Origin of the sequence: Pseudovibrio exalbescens, assembly GCF_028737195.1 — a bacterium.
Lineage (GTDB): Bacteria > Pseudomonadota > Alphaproteobacteria > Rhizobiales > Stappiaceae > Pseudovibrio > Pseudovibrio zosterae.
In genome coordinates, this window is record NZ_JAQZAJ010000011.1 from 22,456 (window position 1) to 28,830 (window position 6,375).

The window sequence follows — 6,375 nt, forward strand, 5'->3', positions numbered from 1 at the left end:
CTGCTTTGTTTTATGGGAATGTGGTTTGGGGCAAGCAATGTCACGGGATGAAGGTGTGCAAGACGTTGGTGAACGTCTGGATCCGCTGGTTGAGGCCATCAAGTACATTGCAAGGACCTACGGCAACTTCGCGACGGACTCCGTAATTCTTGCGGGTTTGCCGCTGGACATGGGCGGGTTGCCCATCAAGCTTGTCGAGCGCGCCGCCGCCAATTGCGGAATGCGCGCGCTCACCGTCACGAAGTCAGTCACTCAGATTCCCGCGATCTCGTTGCCCGCTTTGCTGGTCATGGAAGATTCCACCCTGCGGGTGCTGGTGGATATCAATCAGGATCATGAGGAGGCCACGCTGGTGGACCCTCTGGCCCCTGATCAAAAGCAAACGGCATCCTTCGAGGCTTTGAAGGCGCTTTACAGCAACCATGCCATTTTCTTCAAGCCAACGTCCCGCTCCGCCGAGAACGAAGGACTTGGCAATGAAGGCGGCGGGCACTGGTTCTGGAGCACCATCAAGAGCTTTTGGCGCGACTACACCCATGTTGCCATTGCAGCTCTGGTCATAAACACGCTGGCGCTGGCCTCGCCGCTTTTTGTCATGAACGTGTATGACCGGGTGCTGCCCAACTTCGCCATTCCCACACTGTGGGCTCTTGCGGCTGGCGTGATCCTCGCGCTTGTGTTTGACGCGGTTTTGAAAACCGCCCGCACATCAATCATCAATGTCACCGGCAAGCAGGCAGATCTGGCGCTGGCCTCAAAGATCTTTGCCCACGCCCTGTCAATCGACATGCAGAACAGGCCGTCGTCAACGGGTCAGTTCGCAAATCATATCAAAGAGTTCGAGGCAGTTCGGGAGTTCTTCACCTCCTCATCTCTCGTGGCTTTGATCGACCTGTGTTTCATTGGTCTTTTCCTTGCAATACTCTTCGTCATTGTTGGACCCATTGCCTACGTACCGATGGCGGCAGTGCCCATTGTCATCATCATCAATCTGCTCGTACAGCCCGCGCTCGCTGGCTCCGTTGATCAGGCAACCAAGGAAAGCGCGCTGCGCCACTCCGTGCTGGTCGAAAGTGTTGCGAACATGGACACCGTCCGCGCGCTGAACGCCGAAGGTGTCATGCAGACCAAATGGGAGCGCTCGGTTGCCTCCAGCGCCGCCGCCATGCTTCAGGGGCGCTTTTGGTCAACGCTCGCCCAATCACTTACTGGGCTGGTTCAGGCCATGGTCTCAGTGGTGATCGTTATCTGGGGTGTCTATCTGGTCAACGAAGGGCTGATCAACATGGGCGGCATCATTGCGGCCATGATGCTGTCCGGGCGCGTGCTTGCGCCGCTTTCGTCTGTGGCCAACACACTTACGCGCCTGCGCCAGACCATCCATGCCTACAAGATCCTTGAGGACCTGATGGCCATGCCGGCCGAGCGTCGGCCGGGGCGGACCTATGTAAACAGCAAGATCGCGACCGGCGCCGTCAAGTTCGAAAAGGTCACGTTTCGCTATCCGGGTGCATCCGATGACTCCTTGCGCGATCTGTCGTTCTCCATCAACGCGGGCGAGACCATTGGCTTGATCGGCCGTGTCGGTGCGGGTAAGTCCACCATCGGGCGTCTGCTGTCAGGCCTTTATACGCCGACCAATGGGGCGGTCCTGGTGGATCTCATAGATACCCGGCAATATGACCCAGCCGACTTGCGTGATGGGGTCGGGTTCTTGTCTCAGGACAACGTGCTGTTCTCCGGATCGGTGCGTGAAAACATTGCCATCGGCCGCCTTCAAGCCAGCAATGAGGAAATCCTGCAAGCCGCGCGTATTGCAGGGGTCGAAGATTTCGTCAGCACCCATCCGCAGGGCTTTGATATGCAGGTGGGTGAGGGCGGTCGCTTGCTCTCCGGCGGTCAGAAGCAATGTGTAGCGCTGGCCCGCATGTTGTTGCGCAGGCCCAAGGTTCTGTTCCTTGACGAGCCCTCCAGCAACCTGGACATGGCATCCGAACGCCGCTTGTTGGCGCGCTTGGAGAAGTTCAATCAAATCGGCACGACCGTGATCATCAGTACCCATCGCACATCGCTGTTGAAGCTGACGCAGCGCATTATTGCCGTGGACTCTGGTCGTGTCGTTGCTGATGGGCCACGTGATGCCGTGCTCAGTGAGCTGAAGCAGCAAGGAGAGGCGCGCATGCGTACCCGCAAGTCGGAGGAGATGGTCTGATGAGCAACTGGGACTACGCCACAGACATTCGCGCAAGCCTGCAAACACGGCCGCCGCGCAGATCCGCCAACATCATCCTGATCTCGCTTGCCGTAATCATCGTGGCGCTGATCTGGGCCTCTCTGGCAGAGTTGGAAGAGGTCACCCGCGGCGATGGACGGGTGATCCCGTCCCGCCAGATTCAGGTTGTTCAGGCACCTGAGCGTGGCATCGTCAATCAGGTGCTGGTCGAAGAAGGGCAAATCGTTGAGGAAGGCATGGTGATCGTACGTGTAGACGACACCGGCTTTTCATCCCAGCTGGGCGAGATCCAGCAGCGTCAGAGCGCGCTTCAGGCCAAGGCGGCCCGGCTGGAGGCTGAGGCCCTTAACAAGGCACTGGTGTTCCCGGACGCGGTACGCACGCACGCCCTCCGGTTTGCTCTTGAAGAAGAACAGGTGTTTCTGGCTAACAAGCAACAGCAGGAAACCGACATTTCTGTCTTGAGCCTGCAGAAGCGTCAAAAAGAGCAGGAGCGCGAGGAGCTTCTTGCCGAGGAGCGCAAGCTTCAAAGCGTTCTTGAAACCATGGCCCGCGAAGTGGAAATCAACCGTGCCTTGTTTGAGCGCCGTGTGCTGCCGGAAATCGAGTTCCTGCGCCTTCAGCGAGAGTTTCAGGAGCGAAGTGGCCAGCTGGAGATCATCAAGGCCTCGATCCAGCGAGTTAAGGCTAGTGAAGAGGAGCTGGCGGAACGCATTGAGAGCGCTCGGCGGACCTTCTATGCCAAGTCTCGGGCGGAGTTGGCCGACACCCGCGCACAGCTTGCCATTGTCGATGAAACTATTAAGGCCGCTCAGGATCGCGTTAGTAGAACGGACCTGCGCTCCCCCGTTTATGGGGTGGTGAACACGCTGAATATCACAACTCTGGGGGCGGTTGTTCAGCCTGGTGAACCATTGGTGGAGATAGTGCCCCTAGATGACACACTTCTGATTGAGGCCAGAATCCGCCCTCAAGACGTCGCTTTTTTGCATCCCGGTCAGGAAGTGACGGTGAAGATAACTGCTTACGATTACTCAATTTATGGCGGTTTGAAAGGTAAGCTGGAGCGCATTGCTGCAGACTCTGTCGAGGATGAAAAAGGCAACCGTTTCTTCGAGGTGACAGTTCGTACCAATAAAAACTACCTGGGAACTAAAACGGATCCTTTACCAATAATGCCAGGAATGGTTGCTTCAATCGATGTTTTAACCGGTTTTAAGACCGTACTTCATTACCTTCTGAAGCCTATCAACAAGGTGCAATCGGAAGCGCTGAGGGAGCGGTAACCGAGGGCGCCTATTGAGGGGCGTTCAAAATGAATACAACCCTTGCGAGGGGCGCCGCCAAGCGCGGTGCAACAGGTGCAGAAGGTACAGTTGGATTCTCGGTTTCATACCGATTGATCTTGGCGTGTTCTATTTGGCTTGTGATGGGGGTGCTGAGCCTTGCTTACGCCAAGTTCGAAGGCGGCAACAATACCGTCGAGGGTATGCCAACTCTTGCGGTGGACGAGCCCGTGACTTGGTTTGAAGTCCTTGCGCAGCCGCCTAAGGCCAAACCGCAACGCATTCACCTGACGAAGCTTGCCAGCGCGAACCCCGCGGTGACAACGAAAACCGTCAGTAAGGCAGACCTCTTGAACAGCCGCTGGGCTCAGATCAATGAAAAGATGGAGGGCTATCTAGCCGATCCGCAACATTGTCTGAACACCCTTGGAACCTGCAAGGATCCGGTCTTCAATCAGTGGGTTGGCCTTATGAAAAGCGCTGAAAAGCTTCGTAAGGCCCGGCGCCTGCCCGTGATCAATCGCGGCATCAACGCCACGCTTTCTTACACGCTCGATCGCCAGAATTGGGGCGTGACGGATTATTGGGCGTCTCCTGAAGAAGCCCTTACCCGCAGGCGCGGTGACTGTGAGGATTATGCAATCCTCAAGTATTGGAGCCTGGCACTACTTGGATTCGATCGCGACGATATGGAGGTCGTGGCGGTTTTTGACCAGCGCACGAAACAATATCACGCAATCCTGCGAATCAAGCAGGCAGGTGCAACGTACATCTTAGACAATCGAACCGCGCGGATCCGTTTGCCACAGGATTTACCTTTCTACAAGACAGTATTCACAACCTCCGAGGGAGCGGATTTTACGGTCGCGTCCAATTTCAGGACACTGTCTAGCCTCGTTGATATTGCGACATCTGGTTCAAAACAGGACAACTGAACAGCGCAGACTCAGTAGAGTTATGTAAGGGCATTCCGAGGGCGTCTTCGGGGTGCCCTTTTTCGTAACTGCTTGTCTGAGTTGGTCAATCAACCTTCCAAAGTATCGCTAAAAACGCAGGCAGAAGCTTATACACCCATTAAGGTTATACAAAAGTTAACGGAACACAAGTGTTTCGTTGAGCCAAATTGAACCATCCCCGTGCCAGCCTGAAACGCCGTTTGCGCCAATTTACCCTGCGTATCGAGCCGTTTGCAGTTAACCCTAAGATACTCGTTAAAATTTTATTGTTTGACTTTTTTCGACCCAGATAACAGAACTCAATTTAATTAAAATTTTAGTCGTATCTGAATGAATTTGGGGTTGCGTACCATGACTGCTGACAATTCGGGAATCCAAACCTCTCCATTGCTCGTTGCACGGGTAGAAGGCACAGAAACCGCAGTCTTGACCCGCGCACCGGGGCAGTTGGTTGACTTCAGCGCAATGCTGGATGTCCCAGTCTCCCTCTTCCGCGTTGAGGACAGCCTGCAGGTCTTGTTCGGCGAAGGCGGCTCACTTGTCATCGAGGAGTTCTTCGTTGGCGATGAGAGCGCAGAAGTTGTGGTTGTCGGGCCAGAGCGGGCCTTGTCTCTGGCGGACTTCGGAAGCCTTGTAGAAATCGTGCCGGTCGGTGAGTTCCAGACCGCAGCGGGAGAGGGGTCTCCGCTGGACAGCCAGTTGGATGGACCGCAGAGCAGTGGCTCCAACTTTGATGACGACGCCACTGCTGAAGACCTTGGTCCGGGGCTTGGTGTCACTGATCTGCTCCGCCCAGAAGAGCTTTCTGAAAACGCCGACGCCACTGATGATCTGGATGTTCTGGAAGGCGACAGCGAGCCAACACTGCTTGCGCCTGGCAGCTTTGATATTGGCGATCAGGATCTTTCCGAGGCAGACCTTGCAGATGATGGAACCGTAACGGCAATCGGCAGCCTTGGTGTCGATTTCGGCCGGGACGGCGATTTCGGTCGCGGAGTGGCTTTTGTTCTGGAAGACGGCGTGCCGGTTGATGCTGATGGCAACCCACTGGCGCTGACCTCGGACAATGTCGCGCTTGAGTACAACATCTCGACTGTTTTGGAATCCTCCGTAGAAAGCGGCTTCACGGCTCAGCGTCTTGAAGCGGTTAAAGCGGATGGCTCCGGCGAAGTGGTCTTCACCGTTGAGCTGACTTCAGACGGCAACGGCGGCTACACCTTCACCCTCGTTGGCAATCTCGATCACCTTGGCGACAACGGCGACAGCGCTCCAGTCAGCTTTCAGATGCTTGCAACCGACCGTGATGGCGATGGTGTCGTAACAACACTGCTTGTTAACGTTGCTGACGACCAGGCCGTGATCAATGCGGTTGAGGCTCTCACAGTCTCTGAAGAAGCTCTGGTTGCGGCAGATGGCGATGGCATTGGCACCCTCACAGGCACTCTCGACATCGATTGGGGCGCTGATGACAGCGACGCAGCAGACGTTGGCGGCCAGCAGGACACCCCCGGTGGTGTTGGCAATCGCTCCCTCACTTTTGCCGAAACAATGGCGGGCGACAGCGGTCTGACAAGTGCTGGCGAGCCTGTGACCTATGCGCTCAACGAAGCAGGAACGGAGCTCACTGCATCGGCCGGTGGCACAACCGTGTTCACCGTAACCCTATCTGACGATGCATCCGGCGGTTATGTGTTCACTCTGTTTGAGCCGGTGGATCATGACGGCGACACGCTTCCTGTGTCCTTTGACATTCAGGCGACCGACGGAGACGAAGACGTCTCATCAGGTTCCTTCACCGTTGATGTGGCGGACACAAATCCCGCCTTTGGTGAAGCTCAAGGGCGCACCATTCAGGAAAATGATTTGCCGGACGGCACGTCTCCAGATGCAGGTTTGACCA

At 55.9% G+C, this 6,375-nt stretch carries 3 protein-coding genes and 1 pseudogene; all 4 read left to right on the forward strand.

All coding sequences use genetic code 11. The features are described from left to right. Positions 1–37 precede the first annotated feature (37 nt). Positions 38–2,212 carry a type I secretion system permease/ATPase gene (locus PUV47_RS19660; RefSeq protein WP_274220308.1) on the forward strand — a complete coding sequence of 725 codons (2,175 nt, stop codon included), beginning with the start codon at positions 38–40 and terminating at the stop codon, positions 2,210–2,212. Next, complete coding sequence (locus PUV47_RS19665; RefSeq protein WP_274220309.1) at positions 2,212–3,519, forward strand: HlyD family type I secretion periplasmic adaptor subunit; 1,308 nt, start codon at positions 2,212–2,214, stop codon at positions 3,517–3,519. Before PUV47_RS19660 ends, PUV47_RS19665 begins: the two co-directional genes overlap by 1 nt. Positions 3,520–3,548: 29 nt before the next feature. Beyond that, entirely contained in the window at positions 3,549–4,454 is a 906-nt protein-coding gene (locus PUV47_RS19670) for a transglutaminase-like cysteine peptidase (protein WP_274220310.1), read from the forward strand. A 372-nt stretch (positions 4,455–4,826) separates the two neighbouring features. Next, positions 4,827–6,375: pseudogene (locus tag PUV47_RS19675) on the forward strand (DUF5801 repeats-in-toxin domain-containing protein); the annotation flags it as partial.